Origin of the sequence: Cellvibrio fontiphilus, assembly GCF_042646205.1 — a bacterium.
Lineage (GTDB): Bacteria > Pseudomonadota > Gammaproteobacteria > Pseudomonadales > Cellvibrionaceae > Cellvibrio > Cellvibrio fontiphilus_A.
In genome coordinates this window covers 711527-728620 of record NZ_JBHRTF010000002.1, presented here as the reverse complement: position 1 = coordinate 728620, position 17094 = coordinate 711527, and the positions used below count along the sequence as shown (strand labels likewise).

The 17094-nt window shown below is 53.7% G+C and carries 17 protein-coding genes; 7 read left to right on the top strand and 10 right to left on the bottom strand.

From position 1 onward, the window contains the following. Positions 1-11 precede the first annotated feature (11 nt). Complete coding sequence (gene rsmD, locus ACFODX_RS05010) at positions 12-632, top strand: 16S rRNA (guanine(966)-N(2))-methyltransferase RsmD (protein WP_378116676.1); 621 nt, start codon at positions 12-14, stop codon at positions 630-632. On the opposite strand, the gene ACFODX_RS05005 is transcribed toward rsmD, so the two are convergent. Continuing rightward, positions 622-2892, bottom strand: coding sequence for a carbohydrate-binding protein (locus ACFODX_RS05005; RefSeq protein WP_378116674.1), 2271 nt, complete (start codon positions 2890-2892; stop codon positions 622-624). The two genes, rsmD and ACFODX_RS05005, sit on opposite strands and share 11 nt — an antisense overlap. 195 nt (positions 2893-3087) lie before the next feature. On the opposite strand from ACFODX_RS05005, the gene coaD reads away from it, so the two are divergent. After that, positions 3088-3576, top strand: a complete 489-nt coding sequence (gene coaD, locus ACFODX_RS05000) for a pantetheine-phosphate adenylyltransferase (RefSeq protein WP_378116672.1) — start codon at positions 3088-3090, stop codon at positions 3574-3576. A gap of 8 nt (positions 3577-3584) precedes the next feature. On the opposite strand, the gene mutM is transcribed toward coaD, so the two are convergent. The 6 genes from mutM to radC all read right to left on the bottom strand — a co-directional run bounded on the left by mutM (position 3585) and on the right by radC (position 8507). After that, complete coding sequence (mutM, locus tag ACFODX_RS04995) at positions 3585-4397, bottom strand: bifunctional DNA-formamidopyrimidine glycosylase/DNA-(apurinic or apyrimidinic site) lyase (RefSeq protein WP_378116670.1); 813 nt, start codon at positions 4395-4397, stop codon at positions 3585-3587. Positions 4398-4442: 45 nt separating this feature from the next. Then, positions 4443-5846, bottom strand: coding sequence for an HDOD domain-containing protein (locus ACFODX_RS04990; protein ID WP_378116668.1), 1404 nt, complete (start codon positions 5844-5846; stop codon positions 4443-4445). 172 nt (positions 5847-6018) lie between these two features. Then, a complete protein-coding gene (rpmG, locus tag ACFODX_RS04985) occupies positions 6019-6174 on the bottom strand; it encodes a 50S ribosomal protein L33 (protein ID WP_012489089.1) in 156 nt (51 codons plus the stop codon). Between the two features lie 15 nt (positions 6175-6189). Then, positions 6190-6426 carry a 50S ribosomal protein L28 gene (rpmB, locus tag ACFODX_RS04980; RefSeq protein WP_324257404.1) on the bottom strand — a complete coding sequence of 79 codons (237 nt, stop codon included), beginning with the start codon at positions 6424-6426 and terminating at the stop codon, positions 6190-6192. Between the two features lie 346 nt (positions 6427-6772). Further along, the gene (locus tag ACFODX_RS04975) at positions 6773-7687 is read right to left on the bottom strand and encodes a GGDEF domain-containing protein (protein ID WP_378116665.1); all 915 of its coding nucleotides are present in this window, start codon (positions 7685-7687) and stop codon (positions 6773-6775) included. A 145-nt stretch (positions 7688-7832) separates the two neighbouring features. After that, complete coding sequence (gene radC, locus ACFODX_RS04970) at positions 7833-8507, bottom strand: RadC family protein (protein WP_378116663.1); 675 nt, start codon at positions 8505-8507, stop codon at positions 7833-7835. A gap of 237 nt (positions 8508-8744) precedes the next feature. Between radC and coaBC the strand changes: the two genes are divergently transcribed. Genes coaBC through slmA form a run of 4 tightly spaced genes read left to right on the top strand, consistent with a single transcriptional unit; the run spans position 8745 to position 14164 of the window. After that, entirely contained in the window at positions 8745-9980 is a 1236-nt protein-coding gene (gene coaBC / locus ACFODX_RS04965; RefSeq protein ID WP_378116661.1) for a bifunctional phosphopantothenoylcysteine decarboxylase/phosphopantothenate--cysteine ligase CoaBC, read from the top strand. A gap of 54 nt (positions 9981-10034) precedes the next feature. After that, the gene (locus ACFODX_RS04960) at positions 10035-12551 is read left to right on the top strand and encodes a phosphomannomutase/phosphoglucomutase (protein WP_378116659.1); all 2517 of its coding nucleotides are present in this window, start codon (positions 10035-10037) and stop codon (positions 12549-12551) included. Between the two features lie 42 nt (positions 12552-12593). Next, the gene (gene argB / locus ACFODX_RS04955) at positions 12594-13499 is read left to right on the top strand and encodes an acetylglutamate kinase (protein WP_324257399.1); all 906 of its coding nucleotides are present in this window, start codon (positions 12594-12596) and stop codon (positions 13497-13499) included. Between the two features lie 53 nt (positions 13500-13552). Continuing rightward, complete coding sequence (slmA, locus tag ACFODX_RS04950) at positions 13553-14164, top strand: nucleoid occlusion factor SlmA (protein WP_378116656.1); 612 nt, start codon at positions 13553-13555, stop codon at positions 14162-14164. A 34-nt stretch (positions 14165-14198) separates the two neighbouring features. On the opposite strand, the gene ACFODX_RS04945 is transcribed toward slmA, so the two are convergent. Beyond that, positions 14199-14801, bottom strand: coding sequence for a hypothetical protein (locus tag ACFODX_RS04945; protein ID WP_378116654.1), 603 nt, complete (start codon positions 14799-14801; stop codon positions 14199-14201). Positions 14802-14845: 44 nt separating this feature from the next. After that, entirely contained in the window at positions 14846-15496 is a 651-nt protein-coding gene (pyrE, locus tag ACFODX_RS04940; RefSeq protein WP_378116652.1) for an orotate phosphoribosyltransferase, read from the bottom strand. 210 nt (positions 15497-15706) lie between these two features. Here pyrE and ACFODX_RS04935 point away from each other — a divergent pair, with 210 nt between their 5' ends. After that, positions 15707-16477, top strand: coding sequence for an exodeoxyribonuclease III (locus ACFODX_RS04935; RefSeq protein ID WP_378116650.1), 771 nt, complete (start codon positions 15707-15709; stop codon positions 16475-16477). A 102-nt stretch (positions 16478-16579) separates the two neighbouring features. On the opposite strand, the gene ACFODX_RS04930 is transcribed toward ACFODX_RS04935, so the two are convergent. After that, positions 16580-16993 carry a Dabb family protein gene (locus ACFODX_RS04930; protein WP_378116648.1) on the bottom strand — a complete coding sequence of 138 codons (414 nt, stop codon included), beginning with the start codon at positions 16991-16993 and terminating at the stop codon, positions 16580-16582. Positions 16994-17094 lie beyond the last annotated feature (101 nt).

Genomic DNA, 17094 nt, shown 5'->3' with positions numbered 1-17094 from the left:
GAGAAAAAGCCTTGTCCAAGCCCATCGCAAAACCACCGGTAAAATCGCCGAAAGGTGCCAACCAGCTGCGCATTATTGGCGGGCTTTGGCGCGGGCGAAAACTCGCCTTTCCCGATGTGGATGGCCTGCGCCCTACCGGCGACCGGATTCGCGAAACACTCTTTAACTGGCTGGCGCCAGATATCCAGGGCGCCCACTGCCTGGATTTGTTTGCCGGTTCAGGGGCTTTGGGGCTGGAGGCTTTATCGCGCGGGGCGGCCGCCAGTGTGTTGATCGAACGGGATCAGCGTGCGGCAGCGCAGCTCAAATCCAACCTGGCGCTGCTTAACGCTGAGGGAGGCAAAGTCCTGCAGATGGATGCCCTGGCTTATCTGCACAATCTGCCAACAGCCGGCCAGACCATGCGTTTTGATGTGGTTTTTATCGACCCGCCATTCCAGTTAAACCTCTGGCAACAGGTGATTGATCAATTGGCGCAGCACAGCTGCCTGAATGAAGGGGCGGCGATTTATATTGAATCCGGGCTACAGGATCAATATTTGCCACCGCCGGATTGGGAATTACACCGCGATAAAACAGCCGGCAACCTGCGCTACCGGCTGTTTTACTATCACCCGGAAACTAGGGCGTGATTTTGATAAACCGGCTGTAGAGGCCATTCTTGTCAAAAGCAGCCACTTCAAATACGTAGGTGCCCTCCAACCAGGCAATATCAAGTTCGTTTTTGTAAGCGTCCTCAATATTGACGTAGGTGTATTCCGTGCTGCTGAGCAGGCGATAACGCACCTCATAGCCACCCAGCTCGGTAATATCCAGCGTCGTGCCATCCTCGCGCAAGCTCGGGATATTCCAGCGCAGATATACCGGCCCCGCCACGGTTGTGCCCTCTGCCCCCACCGAACTGGCGGCTGCGGAAGAGCTGGACGCACTGCTCACCGGCGCCGCCGAACTGGACGAAGCGCTGGACACTACCGGCGCGCTGCTGGTTTGCGATGAGGTAGAGGACGCCGTTGAGGAGGTTACCGATGAAGCGACTGAAGAGGCGACCGAACTGGAAGAAGGGCTGGTGTTACTGGGCAAAGAGCCGGCAGGCGCCTCCTCGATTTTGAACCAGTTGATGTTGTAGCCCTTGGTCAGCGCGGTCATGCCAAAAATGTGGGTACCTGCCTCTAGCGTCACTATGCGCTCTACATCAACCCACTTCTGGAATCCTCCGGTTTTGGGCACTTCCACTACATCGTACTGTTTACTGCCATCTGCCTCGTGAAAAGCAAAACTGCCACCACCATACAAACTGGAGGTACGGTAAGTAATTTTGTAATTGCCGGTGGCCGGAATATCAATCACCTTGTTCTCGTAGGACAACCAATCGCCCGCATCTATGGCACCAATATTGGAACCGCCGCCCACATCGGTCGTGGCCTCCACTTTAACCCCGAACATGGCGGCAAACTCTTCCGCCTGAATGGTTAATGGCAGTGCCAAGCCTTTGTAATCCACCTGCAGCCAGTTGATGTTGAAGCCTTTGGTGATGGCGGTAATGCCTAACTTGTGGGTGCCTGCTGGCAGGGTGATGGTTTGTTCGATAGTGACCCATTTTTGGAAACCACCGGTTTTGGGTACTTCTACCGGCGCAAATTGCTGACCTGTCTCCAGGCTATACAGATAAAAGCTACCGCCACCGTAGAGACTGGAGACGCGATAGCTGATTTTGTAGTTGCCTGCAGTAGGTGCATTAATTTGATGATTGCCATACGCCAGCCAGTCGCTGGCATCTATGGCACCAATATTCATCCCGCCACCTTCATCGGTAGTGGGCTCCACTTTAATGCCCCCCATGGCGGAATATTCCTCCGCCTGAATGCGCAGGGAAAGTGTAGGGCTGGCAGCCGCACTGCTGGTCTGGGACGCACTGGATACCGCAAGGCTACTGGCTTGGGATGAGCTGGAGACCGAGAGACTGCTGGGCTCTGAGGAACTTGAAACAGCCGCGCTGCTGAGCTGTGTCGAGCTGGAAACCGCCTCACTACTGGGTTGCGATGAACTGGAAACTGCCAGGCTACTGGGTTGAGAGGAACTCGACACAGCCTCACTGCTCGGCTGCGATGAACTGGAAACCGCTAGACTGCTGGATGAGCTGGATACTGGCGCAGGTGCAGCCTCAGCAATTTTATCCAACTTGAACCAGTTGATATTAAAACCCTTGCTCAGGGCTTTGATACCCAAGGTGTGTTTCCCCGCAGGCAAAGTAACCGTCTTTTCCACACTCACCCAGGACTGCCAATTGCCGGTTTTAGGCACCGTTACGCGGTCGTACTCAGTGTCAGAGCCCAGTTCATATAAATAGAAACTGCCTATGCCCTGAGGGCTGGAAACACGGTAGGTAATTTTGTAGGTAGTTTCAACCGCCAGCTCGATTACCACATTTTCATACGCCATCCAGTCGCCCGGATCTATAGCCCCCACGTTGGAACCACCGCCGGTGTCCTTGGTGGCCTCCACCTTGATACCCTTCATCGCCGTGAAATTTTCCGCCTGGATAACCAGCGACGAAGTCGTCGAACTGCTGGTGGACGTGGTTGTGGTGGTAGTCTGGGCAACAGCGCCCCCGGCAGCACTCATCAGGGGAGCAACCAGGCTCATCACCAGAGTCATTTTGCGCAGGTACATTTGCCAATTCAGGCCGCGCTTCAATTGTTGACGGGTGATGTAACCCATCTCAATCAGGATTTCACCCAGCGAGGTGGCGTCCATCATGCGTTTATCACCGGGATCTACACTGGCGCGGCGACGTTTTTGCTCGGCTATGGCCAGTAGCAATTGATCCTCACGCAGCAGCCCCTTCTCGAGCAGGATGTCCCCTAGCCGCGTCGCCTTCGCATTCCCCACCATCTCACACCTCCAAAAACCCTTGTCTATACTTCAGCTTGTCTATCGACACTGAAACCTCCTTTGAGTCTAGTAGAGGCTGGTAAAGGTTGGAGGTGGTCTTGTTAGACAAATTGGTGATTTACAGTTTGCTGGTCAGTTCAATACGAATTTTGTACCATGCCGCCCCCGCCAACCCGTCCCTACCGAGATGAATTTATGCGCACTGTGGTCTATCCGGGCACCTTTGACCCTATCACCAATGGCCACATTGACCTGGTCGAACGCGCTTGTCGTTTGTTCGATAAAGTGATTGTTGCTGTAGCCGCCAGCAATCGCAAAAACCCCTTATTCAGTTTGGATGAGCGTGTCGCGCTGGCGCAGCAAACCCTGAGCCACCTGACCAACGTGACAGTGGTAGGGTTTGATATTTTGTTGGTGGAGTTTGTGCGCCAGCAAAACGCACAGGCGGTACTGCGCGGGTTGCGCGCTGTTTCTGACTTTGAATACGAATTCCAGCTGGCCAACATGAACCGCGCACTGGCGCCGACCATGGAAAGCATTTTCCTGACACCGGCCGAACACCTCTCTTACATTTCCTCGTCGATTGTGCGGGAAATTGCCGTTTTAGGCGGCGATGTCAGCAAGTTTGTGGCGTCACCGGTTGAAGCCGCACTGCAACAAAAATTTTCCAGCAGGGCCAAATAGCCGCTCCGCTACTTTTGGCAAACCACACAATATACGGTGGTGCGATCATTCATACGCACCTCCTTCAAGGGCTTTTTACAGGTCATGCAGGGCTGATTGCCGCGGCCATAAACCAGTAATTGCTGCTTGAAATAGCCCGGTTTGCCGTCCCCACCCACAAAATCCCGCAGCGTGGTGCCGCCCTGGTCGATAGAGCGCTGCAGCACAAACTTGATATCGCACACCAAGCGCTCACAATCTTTGCGAGTGAGTGCACTGGCTTTGCGAATGGGTTTAATGCCGGCCATAAACAGGGATTCATTGGCGTAGATATTGCCCACCCCCACCACTGTGTGGCTGTCCATGATGAACTGTTTGACCGCCTGACTGCGCTTGCGACTGCGCTCATACAAATATTCGGCGGTAAACGCATCGGTCAGGGGTTCAGGCCCTAGCTCAGTCAGCAGTTTGTGCGCCTCGGGTTCGCCCTCCACCCACAACCAACAGCCAAAACGGCGCGGGTCACAATAGCGCAACGCCTGTTTGCCAAAGAGTAAATCCACGTGATCGTGAAACAGGGGCGGCTCATCGGCCTGAACAATACGCAGGCTGCCCGACATTCCCAAGTGAATTAGCAGATGGCCGCGCGCGAAGTCCAGCAGCAAATACTTGCCGCGCCGCCGTGCGCCACGCAAGGTTTGCCCGACCACCAGCTCGGGCAAATCCGCAGGGATTGGCCAGCGCAAGCGCGGCTGGCGCAAGATAAGGTGAGTCGCTTTGCGACCGACAATGTGGGGCGCGATACCGCGCAGGGTAGTTTCAACTTCGGGCAATTCGGGCATGACAGCATCCTGTGAGTAACCGGCGCTATTATGCCGCAGTCGCCGCTAGGGAGCCGCACTCAGGCGCATCATCAAATTTAATTGATTGGCAATCAGTTGGAATTCCTCAAACTGGCGAGCATTCAGTGTGCTGCGCTCGCCATCGGCATAGGCAATCGCCAACAGCCGTTTATTGAGCTGCAGCGGGGCCAAAAACAAGCCGCCGGTGGCGCCCATGATTTGTAAGGCTCCCACATCTTTTTGCCCGAGCCGAGGCTGATACCAGTAGGGCTCCTGATGGCGCAGGAATTCGTGCAACAACTCGCCTTTACGCAGCTGTTCGAGATTGATCTTGATCTGTTGTCGCCACAGATGCGTGCCTTTTCCCGCCACATAACGCACATCCAGCTGTTTGGTTTTGTGATCCACAAAGAGTATGGCGAGGCGCGCGATAGCCGCCCCTTCGTGCAGGGCGGCCAGTGACAATTGGGTGACTTTGGGGAGGCTGTCGCCGGCCATCATCGCCTTGTGGATCTGGTTCAGGCGCTGCTGGAACAGGTAATCGGCCACCTCTTGCGGTGGCTCCTCTTTTGCATCCAGGTGTTCGGGGTCGGGGAGCGCGCTGATCAATACATCCAAACCATAGGTTTTGGCTACCACCGAGGCTTCATCCGCCATGAGCAATATTTGCTGTTGCGCCTGCTCCAGCGGCAGTTTGCACAGGCTGGCCGTCTGCTGGCAGAGCTTGGTCATCTCGGGGCTTTTAATGCCGCGCTGGATATAGGTGGCTATCTGGTTGCCCAGATTCACCGCGCGCGCAGCGGCGCTCGAATGCACATGGTTTTCACAGGCTTCACTGAGTAAATCGCCCAGCGCCCAGTCTTTAATGAGATGACGCGACAGCAGGCTGGTATCCACCCCCAAAAACTCCAGTGCCAAACTGTGTTCCGCCTGGGGATCCTGATCGCGGGCATCGATAAAGTCCGCCACCAGCGGCAACCCCGTAGAGATAAGCGCCAGCTCACTGATATTGCGCAAGAGCGCCGCAATAAATACCTGTTCTTTTTTGTCACCATCCAAAAAAGGCACCATCGCTTTGGCCTGCACGGCGGCATGGAAAGAGCGCGCCAAACTCTGGATAAGCTGCAACTTGGGTTTGCCCTGCAAAAAGAAATCGATCAGGGTAGTGGCGAGGGTAATATTGCGTAAATTATCAAACCCCAAGTGGACAATTGCGCGCGATACCGTCTTGATCGATGCAAATGACGGGTTGTAATGCACAGAATTGGCGATTTTCAGGACTTTGGACGTTAAATCGGCATCGCGCAGGATAATTTTGGTGAGATCCTCAGCGCGACATTTCTCATCCTCGCTCAACTCACATATTTCGCGTACCACGGCATTTAAGGTGGGCAACTCCTGTTCAGCAAGGGTATCCATCCACTCTTGTAAACCGCGGGGGCTGGTCATAGTTGGCACCGGAAAAGTAAGCAGGTGGTTGATTTATAATTGTGATTTGAGTGTAGTCCGGCGCCGCCTGCTATGCTGGCTTAAACGCCACTTTATTAAAATATCCAAATCCGGGCGATAAAAAACCCGGCGCTGGTTAACCAAGGCCGGGTTTTTAGAGCAGATCAAGTAATTACTTGATTTTGCCTTCTTTGTAGACCACGTGCTTGCGCACAACTGGATCGTACTTTTTGATTTCCATCTTTTCTGGCATGGTACGCTTGTTCTTGTCAGTGGTGTAGAAGTGACCAGTACCAGCAGAAGAGTTCAGACGAATTTTTTCGCGCATGACTAAAGCTCCTAATTACACTTTGTGGCCGTTGGCACGAACATCAGCCAACACAGCTTCAATGCCGCGCTTGTCGATGATACGCATACCTTTTGGAGTCAGACGCAGAGTCACGAAACGCTTCTCAGCTTCTACCCAAAAACGGTGAGATTGCAGGTTTGGCAAAAAACGACGCTTGGTGTGGTTTTTTGCGTGGGAAACATTGTTGCCGGTAATGGGACGTTTACCAGTAACTTGACATACCTTGGACATTTTATTGCCTCATTAAAAAATCAGCGCGCTAAGCTGGAAGCGCTGTGTTAGAACCGTCAAACAGACTAACAACCAGCCTATAGCATTGTTGTAAGCAGCCTATTCTTTCCTAAACGCGGGTTAAATCAGGATTGGAGCAGCAAATTCCAGAGGGGAATTCGCGCTGAAATGACGCTCTTTTAATACGTCTTCACAACCCTGCCGCAAAGAGCCGCGTTTTATACCAAAACAGTCCCGCAATAGCAATGAAAAGCTGTTTTTTTGACCACAAACCTGTTGTTTTACCCGGGAAGTTCAAATTCAGTGGATGCTGGCCGGCAAACAACCCTGTCTGCCGTCGCACAATCTAGGCCGCCACAACAAGGCAATTGCGCCCACTGTGCTTGGCTTGATAGAGCGCATCGTCGACACGCCGCAAGATAGTCTCTATGGCATGGTCATGCATTTGCATCAGGCTCAACCCCATACTGGCAGTCACTATTAACGGCGGATGGCTGTCCGGCAGGAAATTGCCAAAGGCAATCGTTTGTCGCAGGCGCTCGGCAATTGCTGTGGCGGTGTCCAGCGTTGTATTGGGCAATAGCAGCGCAAACTCTTCCCCGCCAAAACGGGCAAAAAGATCCCCCTCGCGCAAATGCGCCATGGCGTGATGAGCAATGCCGCGCAACACCTCATCGCCCGCGATATGCCCAAAACGGTCATTGATGCTCTTAAAGTGATCGACGTCCATAAGCACTAGTGCTGTAGGTGTTTGCTGCTCCCTGAACTGCGCCAGCGATAGCTTGAGGGAATCCAGCAACCGGCGACGATTATAGGCACCGGTAAGCTCATCGGTTTCGCTTAACAACTGTAACTGGGCCTCCAGCTGGTGCCGACGCGTAATATTGCAGGCGACCCAGACAACCGCACGTTCATTATTAACCGGTGTCGCCAAAGGCTGGATGCGCCCTTCAAACCAGATTTCTCCGGCTGGCCCCTGCTGGGAATCAAGGCCATCGACATCCGCCCCGGCAAGCCCGTACTCCACGATGCGCAGCTGGTTCAGCGCCAGAGTGATATTGATCTGCTCCAAAAACCAATCAGCCTTGGCCTTGGGCAGCACATCGTAAAGGCTGAAATCAACCAGATGCGCACCGTCGTGATAATGCTGGCGATCCTGGCCGCCGATCAAGGCGGCATAACGCCCGGATTCGGTCAGCACAAACACCGGATCGGGCAAAGCCGACAGCATGTCGAGGAGTATGTCCAAATGGCTGTTCACAGCATTTTCCAATGATGATGAAGTGATAAAACGTTGGTAGTCAGTATGGGTATAGCAGCGCGCCGAATGATTGCGCAAAATGGCGCCAAAATTAACATTTAGAGACTATGCGCGCCAGCAATCCCTAGTGGCGACCTGATCTGCGTCACAGTAAACCCCGCTCGGCAAAAGACACCACCTCGCCATCGCCCACGACCATATGATCCACCACCCGCACATCCACCAAATCCAGCGCGGCAACCAAGCGCTGGGTGATGCGCTGGTCGGCTTGGCTGGGTTCGGCAACACCGCTGGGGTGATTGTGGGCAAAAATAACCGCGGCGGCGTTGTGCGCCAGCGCGCGTCGCACCACTTCACGCGGGTAGACTGAAGCGCCATCGATGGTGCCAAAAAATAGCTCTTCGTAAACCATCAGCCGGTTTTGGTTATCCAGAAACAACACTGCAAACACTTCGCGCGGCTGATGGCGCAGCTGGGCGCTCAGGTATTGACGCACCAGATCGGGGCTGTTTAATAAATCGCCGGATTTAAGTGAAGCCGACAAATGCCGGCGCCCCATTTCCAAGACTGCCTGCAACTGGGCGTATTTGGCATCGCCCAACCCTAGGCCTTTGCAAAACTCCCGCTGGGATGCCTCCAGCAGCGGGCGCAGGCCGCCGTATTGCTGCAGCAGTTCACGTGCCAGATCTACCGCCGATTTACCCACGCAGCCAACGCGCAGGAAGATGGCCAGTAACTCGGCGTCGGATAAGGCGCGCGGGCCAAGGGTGAGTAGTTTTTCGCGGGGGCGTTCAGCAGCAGGCCAATCGGCAATGGACATAACAATCTCCTTTTATTGGTTCACCCGCGCATGGTGCGCGGCATCCTGTTGGCAACTGCCCAGGCGGCGCCCGGGCAGTTACGAAATTGCGGGCAAGAATGGTATCTTAGCGGGCTTTCGTCAAGCCGGACGCGGCCGCCGGCGTAAGTGGCCAATTACTCCAAGGCGCGCTAAGGTTGTTGTGGATGTTTAACCGCCACACCCTGAGTGTGCCCAGCCCTTCCACTGTGGATCACTATGTCAGCTTCTAGCCAATCCCTTGCCAATAAACAGATTTTGCTCGGTGTTACCGGCGGTATTGCAGCCTATAAAAGTGCCGATTTGGTGCGCCGCCTGCAGGATGCTGGCGCGAGTGTGCAGGTGGTGATGACACCGGCGGCGCAGGAATTTATTACCCCGCTGACCCTGCAGGCGCTGTCCGGCAACCCGGTACATACACAATTACTCGACCCGGAAGCCGAGGCGGGCATGGGGCATATCCAATTGGCGCGCTGGGCGGATCTGGTACTCATCGCACCCGCCACGGCGGATTTTATGGCGCGCTTGGCGCAGGGCATGGGCAATGACCTGCTCACCAGTATTTGCCTTGCGACCAAAGCACCCATCGCGCTGGCGCCGGCGATGAATCAGGGCATGTGGCACAACGCCGCGACCCAAGCCAACCTCGAGTGCCTGATTGAGCGCAAGGTGATTATGTTTGGCCCCGCCGAAGGTGGCCAAGCCTGTGGCGATGTGGGGCCGGGGCGCATGCTGGAACCGCTGCAGCTGGTTGATGCCGCCGCCGGGCTGTTTACACCCGGCAGTCTCGCCGGCAAAACCCTGGTGATTACCGCCGGCCCTACCCGCGAGGCGATAGACCCTGTGCGCTACTTGAGCAATCACAGCTCCGGCAAGATGGGCTATGCGCTGGCCGAGGCCGCGGCCGAAGCCGGTGCTAACACTATCCTGATCAGCGGCCCCACCCAGCTCAAAACCCCGGCGCGGGTCACCCGTATTGATGTCACCAGCGCGCAGGAAATGTACGAGGCGAGCATGGCTGCCGCGCCAGACTGCGACTTGTTTATCGCGGCGGCAGCGGTTGCGGATTATCGCCCTGCGCAAGTCGCCAGCCAAAAACTGAAAAAGGGCGCGGAAGACAGTATCACCCTGACGCTGGTGAAAAACCCCGACATAGTGGCGAGCATCGCCGCCCTGCCCCGGCGCCCGTTTACCGTGGGCTTTGCCGCCGAGACCGAGCAGCTGCTTGAGCATGCGCGCGCCAAATTGCAGCGCAAGAAGCTGGACTTGGTGATTGCCAACAACGTCGGCGACACCCAAATCGGCTTTAATAGCGATGACAATGCGGTCACGCTGGTGGATAACAGCGGGATTCAGGCGCTGAGCCAGCGCAGCAAAACCCAGTTGGCGCGGGAGTTGATTGCCATACTGGCTGGCCGATTGGACAAACACCCGGCATCCGAACAAGCAAAATAACAAGCGGCAAATACCTGTTTTAGATAATCCTCTCATCGAACAAAAGGTAATCAAGTGAAACCACGGGATTCCAATAAAAATCAGAGCGCGGCCCCACTTTCCCGCAGCGCCCAGCGCGCACTGGAACAGGCAAAACGCAAAGCGGCGGTACAGCAAAAAATTCTGCTTATCCTGCTGGCGATTGCCCTGGCAGTGAATTTATTGGCGGCATTTTTTCTCTATCAAACCCTGGTGGTCGAACAAAATCGCGAAAACCTGCAGCGTCTCACCCAGGAATCGGTCGCGGAGCGCGCGGCCTTACTGGAGAAACATCTGCAAGCGGATGCGCTGCGTGTTGAGGCGCTGAGTGCAAACAGTGCATGGGCTGCACAGCTTGCCGCCGATAACCTGGACAACACCGCCGCCGCGCGCGCGCAATTGGCACAAACCCTGGCCGCTCAGGATGACAGGGTGCTAAACATTTACCTTATACCCACTGGCACAGCGACACTGGATCGCGAAGCGGAATTTCCCCTGCGCTATCTGGAACTGGATTTGATCCAACGTGCTGAGCAGGGTAAAACCCCGCTGCCTGAACTTGTCGAGATCAATAAACGCTGGATGTTCCAGTGGGCCAAACCGGTAACCACTGGCGCGGATTCCGCTCCCTTGGGCTCTTTGCTGATCACCACCGATGCCGCTCCCTTGCTCGCCCTGTTTGCGGGCGGTGATCCAAGCTTGGGGGAGACGGTTTTGCAACAGCAATTTGCCGGCAGCCCAGCCCAGATGGTGCGTAAATCCGGCACCGGCAACGCCGGACCAAAAGCCTCGGGCAAGGTCGCCAACAGTTACCTGACACTGGACTTTACACCCTCGGAACAGCTCAAACTGCGCGCGGAAGAACTGCCCACCCTTTGGCTGTTTATTGTCAGCCTGATCGCTGCTGCGAGCCTCGCACTCTGTTGGTTCCTGAGCAAAGTTATTACGCGCGCCACCCTCAACACCAAGGAGAGCGCCGGCCCCAGCTTGCAGGAGACGGTACAAGCCAGCAAAGAAACCAAAGAAGCTGCCGCAGAAGAGGCACTCATCAACCCTATGTTCCAGAATCAGGACATTCTTGATATTGCCGTGATTGACGAAGATGAAGATATCCTCGGCTTGAACCAGGCCTCAGGGAAGAAAACCGGTGGCGCCAAACGCCATGGTGTCGATGAAAAGGATGTACCGGCGGAAATTTTTCGCTCTTACGATATCCGCGGTTTGGTGAATAGCCAGATCACCCCGCAACTCGCACTGCTCATTGGTCAAGCCGTAGGCAGTGAAGCCATAGACCAGGGTGAACACAGCATAGTGGTAGCGCGCGATGGCCGCACCCACAGTGACGCGTTAACCCAAGCCTTAATCAAAGGCATTCTGCGCAGCGGCTGTAACGTGATTAACATCGGCGTAGTACCCACCCCGTTGATGTATTTCGCCACCTTTCACTTTGACGACACCCACAGCGGCGTGATGGTCACCGCCAGCCACAACCCCAAGGAGTACAACGGTTTTAAAGTGGTGATCAACAATCGCGCCCTGGCCGACGACTCGGTGACTGAGCTGCGTACGCGCATTCTTGAGCAGCGCTTTCACCAGGGTTTAGGGGAAGAGACACCGCGCGCCATTATTCCCGACTACATAGAACGGGTGTTTTCCGATGTCGCGCTGGCCGGCAATATCCACCTGGTGGTAGATGCAGGCAATGCCGTGACCGGTCTGGTTGCTCCCCAGCTGTTTGAAGAATTGGGCTGCGAAGTCACCCCGCTGTTTTGCGAGATAGACGGCGAATTCCCCAATCACAACCCCGACCCCACTATCGAGCAAAACCTGCAAGCGCTCATCGCCAAGGTACAGGAGGTGAATGCCGATATAGGCGTTGCCTTTGACGGCGATGGCGACCGTCTGGTGGTGGTCACCCCCAAGGGTGACATTATCTGGCCAGACCGACTATTAATGCTTTATGCCAAAGATATTCTTGCGCGCAACCCGGGCGCCGATGTGCTCTTCGACGTAAAATGCTCGCGCCAACTGAATCAGGTGATCAGCAGTTATGGCGGCCGCCCGATCATGTGGAAAACCGGTCACTCGCCCATGAAAGCCAAAATGGAAGAAACCCAGGCGCTGATTGGCGGCGAATATTCCGGCCATATTTTTATCAAGGATCGCTGGTACGGGTTTGACGATGGCATTTATGCCATGGCGCGCCTGCTGGAAATTATCACCCTGCGCGACCAGAGCATAGACGCTATTTTTGCCAGTTTTCCGCAGCTCCACGCCACACCGGAAATCAAGGTCAACGTCAGTGATCAGGACAAGTTTGGCCTGATTAAAAAATTGGCCGAAAGCGGTGATTTTGCCAACGGCGCTGTCACCACTATTGATGGCCTGCGCGTGGATTACACCAAGGGTTGGGGTTTGGTGCGCGCCTCCAATACCTCGCCGGCATTAACACTGCGTTTTGAAGCAGAGTCGCCCGAGGCGCTGCAAAAAATCCAGCAAATATTTAAACGTGAATTACTCAAAGTTGATAACAAACTCAGCATTGAATTTTAATCCGTTTCTTTTCAAATGATTGACTTACAGGATATTTGACTTATGTCTTTGAACCGCGAATCAGCGATGAATATCGCCAATGTATTAACTGAAGCCCTGCCCTACATCCAGCGTTTTACCGGCAAAACCGTGGTGGTGAAATTTGGTGGCAACGCCATGGAAGGCGAAGAACTGCAAAACAGTTTTGCGCGCGACATAGTGCTGATGAAATTGGTGGGTATGAACCCGGTGGTCGTACACGGCGGCGGCCCACAAATCGGCAGCCTGCTGGAAAAACTCAATATCAAATCCGAATTTATCAACGGCATGCGCGTGACCGATAGCGCCACCATGGACGTGGTAGAAATGGTCTTGGGCGGCACAGTGAACAAACAAATTGTGAGCCTGATTAATCGCAATGGCGGTCAGGCAATTGGTTTGACCGGAAAAGACGGCCAATTAATTCGCGCTAAAAAACTCACCGTCACCCACAAAACCCCCGAGATGCTGGCCCCGGAAATTTTGGATATTGGCCATGTAGGCGAAGTGGAAAATGTGAATACTTCAGTGATCGACATGCTGATTAACAGCGATTTTATTCCGGTGATTGCACCCATCGGCGTAGGCGAAGACGGCGCCTCTTACAATATCAATGCCGATTTGGTCGCCGGAAAAATCGCCGAGTTTTTGCGCGCTGAAAAATTAATGCTGCTCACCAACGTTTCCGGCCTGCAGGACAAACAGGGCAATGTACTCACCGGCCTGTCCACTGAACAAGTCGATGGTTTAATTGCCGATGGCACTATTTACGGCGGCATGTTGCCCAAAATCGCCTGTGCGTTGGATGCGGTAAAAGGTGGTGTGACCAGCGCGCACATTGTGGATGGCCGCGTGAATCACGCCGTGCTATTGGAGATTTTTACCGATGCCGGTGTAGGCACCTTGATCACCAATAAAAGCAAAAACTGATGGCCTATTGCAGCAGCGGCCCGACGGCTGCTGCTTTTTGAATGGAGGCATTGATGACTAGCACTACCAATAAAACGCCGCGCCGCCAGCAAATTCTGGAGTGCCTCGCGGCGATGCTGGAAGCCAGCCCTGGCGAGCGCATTACCACGGCGGCGCTGGCACGGGACGTGGGAGTATCGGAAGCGGCGCTCTATCGCCACTTTCCCAGCAAGTCAAAAATGTTTGAGGGATTAATTGAATTTATTGAAGAAACTATTTTTTCGCGCATTACGCTGATTTTGGCGGAGGAAAAATCCACCCTCAAACGCTGCGAAAAAATTCTCACCCTGTTGCTCACCTTTGCCGAGCGCAACCCGGGTTTAACCCGCCTGTTAACCGGCGATGCACTCACCGGTGAAACCGAGCGCCTGCGCACGCGCATCGAGCAATTTTTTGATCGCGTAGAAACCCAGCTCAAACAAATCCTGCGCGAGGCTGAACTGCGTGAGGGTGTTCATCCTCAATTACCCATAGTTGCCGCGGCTAATTTATTGATCGCGTTGGTAGATGGTCGTATTGCTGAATTTGTACGCACCGGATTCCGTCGCCGCCCTACCGATCACTGGTCGGAACAATGGCAGCTGATCGCCCAGGGATTTTTAATCACCAGTGAAGTACAGGCATAAAAAAACCGGCGTCTGCCGGTTTTTTTATGCGGTTTTATTGAGTGATTTCAATAAACCGTTTGCGGTCATCCTCAAATTTCTGCGAGACATCGTTATATTCCTGCTCGCGCTGCTGGATCTGCAACTGGATATCTTTTTCTTCCTGCGTGAGGTTGCTGATACTTTTCAGTAAGTCCTCGGGCAACTGGCGACCACTGCGCTCGATTGCAGCAGCCTGTGACTGGTAATCCTGCAAGCGTTTGTTGGCTGAGGCTAAATTGGCTTCCAAAATTTTAATATTTCCGCGCAAACTTTCCAGGTTGCGCTCTCTGGCCGCATCAATATCAGCCACATTGCTGTAGCTGCGACGCAACTGTATATCTTCGCGCTCGCGCTGTTCACGCGAGGCTTTTTCTTGCTGTGCTTTTGCAGCCAAATCAGCAGCGGGCGCAGGCGGAACTACCTCAATCACCTTGCCGGTAATACTGATAATTTCATAACCCTTACTGACAAACTCAGCGGGAATGTTGCTGTCCATGACAGTGACTCCCTCGCTGTTTTTGTAGCGATAAATTACCTTGCCCGGCTTGTTAGCCTGTGCCGCAACCCCCTGCGCAAACATCAGTCCAATCGCAAAAACCACCAACAGCTTACGCATCTGCACTTTTCACCTTGTTAGCCCTACCGACAACTGCAGGTGAATCACGCCAGATCCACACCGTAGGTTGCGCGGTAAGTTTTGATTTTTTCCACCATCGCCTCTTGCCCTGCCTGCCCTTGCAGATAGTCGATGATGTGATTCAAATTGATAATACTGATGACCGGAATCCCGAAGGTCTGCTCTACTTCCTGGATGGCCGAGAGTTCACCCTGGCCTTTTTCCTGGCGATTCAAACCGATTAGCACTGCAGCCGGTTTTGCCCCGGCTGCATTAATAATAGCCATGACTTCGCGCACGGCTGTGCCAGCGGTAATGACATCATCCACAATCAGAACTTTTCCCTGCAGCGGCGCTCCTACCAGAGTACCGCCTTCGCCGTGATCCTTGGCCTCTTTGCGATTGTAACAGTAGGGCAAGTCGCGCCCGTGTTGATCCGCCAAAGCAATTGCGGTGGTGGCCGCCAGCGGTATGCCCTTATAGGCCGGGCCGAAAACTATATCGAAATCCACGCCAGATGCCGTGACCGCCGCCGCATAGTAACGACCTAACTCAGCCAGCGCCTGACCGGTCTGGAAGCGACCTGCGTTAAAAAAATAGGGGCTGGTGCGCCCGGACTTGAGCAAAAATTCACCAAAGCATAGGGCCTGGTGTTTGACTGCAAGCTGAATGAAGTCAAATTGGTATTTTTCCATGCAAAGTATCCGACAATGAACTAAGTTTTAACTTACAAATAAAGACAACGAGACCCCAACCATGAGTGGGGTCCGCATTTGGTGTAGCCCTTTAAGCCAAATGTAAGGATGTGAAAAATAGTAACACCTACCACAAAAAACCCAACCGTAGCGGTAACACAATCACACCAAGCTCGGGTATGATACACAGTCCGTAATCAAGGGGCTAACATGAGAGTTATCAGTCTTAGCGTCGATGGCATTTTTCAGGCGGCGCAACGCGGCCTATACACTTGGCTCGCCAATCAGGATGCAGATTTCATCTGCTTACAGGATCTGCGCGCACTTGAGCGTGAGCTGGAAAAACCTGAGTTCCAACTCAAGGGCTACCACGCCTACTTTTTTGATTCAGGCACCAAACACTACAACGGTGTTGCCATTTATACCCGCCAACAACCCAAAGCGCTCATTTACGGATTGGGTTTTGCGTCCGGTGTGGATATGGAAGGCCGCTACCTGCAAGTAGATTTTGAACAACTGAGTGTTGGCTCACTGCTTGCGCCCAGCGCCAGCTCGGAACTGGAATCCCAGGAAGTAAAAATCAAATTCTTTGACGATTTCCAAGCCCATCTGGACAAAATTACCCGCAAACGTCGCGAGTATATTTTCTGTGGCAACTGGCAAATGGCCCATACGCCGAAAGATGTGAGCAACAGCGCCAAAAACCAACACAACTCGGGCTTTTTGCCCCATGAGCGCCAGTGGTTGAGCCAATTGTTTAACCAGATCGGCTACGTGGATGCCTTCCGCAAGGTCAACAAAGACAGCGATGAATACAGCTGGTGGCCGAATGGAGAGAAAGGTGACGGCGATGGCTGGCGCACTGACTTTCATGTGGTTTCCAACAGTCTGGGCGGCAAGGTGGAATACGCCACCATTTATAAAACCCAACAGTTCTCCAGCCATATGCCAGTCATTATCGACTACGACATCGAGCTGTAACTGATCGTTTTTATCTGCGCAGCGTTGCAGTATTGCGCCAAGAAAAAACCCGCTGTGTTTGTTCACCGCGGGTTTTTTCTTGTCTGCCGTTTAGCCAGAAAATTAAACCGCGAGCGCGTCGTACACTACTACTTTGCTCCACAGATGCTGGTGTTCATCCACAAACTTTTTGTGTAACGGATGAATTTGGTAAGCGTCCTGCCCGGCCACATCATCAAAACCCAGCAATTCAGACACATGGTAAGAGTTATCCACTACCTCGCGCTTTTCCGTAGAGGCAGGCACACCCACATGAATACTGCGCACCGTTTCAATAGCCGCGAGTGATTTCACGCCGGCAATTAATTTTTCCAGATCCTCTTTTGACTCCGGGTTTTTTAACCAGAAAAAAACGTGGTGTAACAATTTGGGCATTGCATTGTCTCCAGCAACCGGTTTGGCAAGTGCATCTCCGGCCACCAGGGCGGCACCGGTGATGGCGGCAGTAGTTATAAAGTCTCGGCGTGTTGTGGTCATAGTCGCTCCTTTTTGGGGATTTGTTGTAGTCGTTTATTAATAATAAGCGGTGACGAAAATGACCCCGATCAGGCTTCAGCACAATAATTTTTACCCAATAT

What these genes read in the sequence shown, in the direction of transcription:
- ACFODX_RS05005 (WP_378116674.1), bottom strand. Translation starts at nt 2,892, where the DNA reads ATGGTGGGGAATGCGAAGGCGACGCGGCTAGGGGACATCCTGCTCGAG.
- coaD (WP_378116672.1), top strand. Translation starts at nt 3,088, where the DNA reads ATGCGCACTGTGGTCTATCCGGGCACCTTTGACCCTATCACCAATGGC.
- mutM (WP_378116670.1), bottom strand. Translation starts at nt 4,397, where the DNA reads ATGCCCGAATTGCCCGAAGTTGAAACTACCCTGCGCGGTATCGCGCCC.
- ACFODX_RS04990 (WP_378116668.1), bottom strand. Translation starts at nt 5,846, where the DNA reads ATGACCAGCCCCCGCGGTTTACAAGAGTGGATGGATACCCTTGCTGAA.
- rpmG (WP_012489089.1), bottom strand. Translation starts at nt 6,174, where the DNA reads ATGCGCGAAAAAATTCGTCTGAACTCTTCTGCTGGTACTGGTCACTTC.
- rpmB (WP_324257404.1), bottom strand. Translation starts at nt 6,426, where the DNA reads ATGTCCAAGGTATGTCAAGTTACTGGTAAACGTCCCATTACCGGCAAC.
- radC (WP_378116663.1), bottom strand. Translation starts at nt 8,507, where the DNA reads ATGTCCATTGCCGATTGGCCTGCTGCTGAACGCCCCCGCGAAAAACTA.
- coaBC (WP_378116661.1), top strand. Translation starts at nt 8,745, where the DNA reads ATGTCAGCTTCTAGCCAATCCCTTGCCAATAAACAGATTTTGCTCGGT.
- argB (WP_324257399.1), top strand. Translation starts at nt 12,594, where the DNA reads ATGTCTTTGAACCGCGAATCAGCGATGAATATCGCCAATGTATTAACT.
- slmA (WP_378116656.1), top strand. Translation starts at nt 13,553, where the DNA reads ATGACTAGCACTACCAATAAAACGCCGCGCCGCCAGCAAATTCTGGAG.
- ACFODX_RS04945 (WP_378116654.1), bottom strand. Translation starts at nt 14,801, where the DNA reads ATGCGTAAGCTGTTGGTGGTTTTTGCGATTGGACTGATGTTTGCGCAG.
- pyrE (WP_378116652.1), bottom strand. Translation starts at nt 15,496, where the DNA reads ATGGAAAAATACCAATTTGACTTCATTCAGCTTGCAGTCAAACACCAG.
- ACFODX_RS04935 (WP_378116650.1), top strand. Translation starts at nt 15,707, where the DNA reads ATGAGAGTTATCAGTCTTAGCGTCGATGGCATTTTTCAGGCGGCGCAA.
- ACFODX_RS04930 (WP_378116648.1), bottom strand. Translation starts at nt 16,993, where the DNA reads ATGACCACAACACGCCGAGACTTTATAACTACTGCCGCCATCACCGGT.